General features: G+C 62.8%; 1 protein-coding gene. It reads left to right on the top strand.

What is annotated here, in order from left to right; all coding sequences use genetic code 11:
- The coding region (locus M3223_RS23820) for an aldehyde dehydrogenase family protein (protein ID WP_285891430.1) at positions 1 to 330 on the top strand (330 nt) is incomplete at its 5' end.
- Positions 331 to 492 lie beyond the last annotated feature (162 nt).

The following is a 492-nucleotide window of genomic DNA, read 5'->3' as shown; positions in this document are numbered from 1 at the left end:
CACCAGAAAAAAGTGCTCGGCTATATTGATAAAGGCGAAAGCGAAGGGGCAAAACTGGTGGTCGATGGCCGCAAACTGCGCGTGCCGGGCTACGACGCGGGCTACTATGTCGGCGGCACCCTGTTCGATCACGTCACCCCGGAGATGACCATCTGGCGTGAAGAGATCTTTGGCCCGGTGCTGGGGATTGTGCGCGCGGCGGACTATAACAGCGCCCTTGAGCTGGTCAACAGCCATGAGTTTGGCAACGGCAGCGCCGTTTTCACCAGCAACGGCCACACCGCGCGTGAAGGCGTCCACGACGTGCAGGCGGGGATGGTTGGTGTGTGAACGTGCCGGTCCCGGTGCCGAGGGCGTTCCACAGCTTCGGCGGCTGGAAGCGCTCGGTGTTTGGCGCGTTGAACGTCCACGGGCCGGACGGCGTGCGCTTCTACACGCGTATGAAGACCGCCACCGTACGCTGGCCGGCAGGGCAGCAGACCGTATCTGAAT

Origin of the sequence: Paenibacillus pasadenensis (assembly GCF_023715725.1) — a bacterium.
Lineage (GTDB): Bacteria > Bacillota > Bacilli > Paenibacillales > Paenibacillaceae > Paenibacillus_O > Paenibacillus_O pasadenensis_A.
Note: the sequence above shows the minus strand (reverse complement) of the source record. Positions and strands in the feature narration are given on the sequence as shown.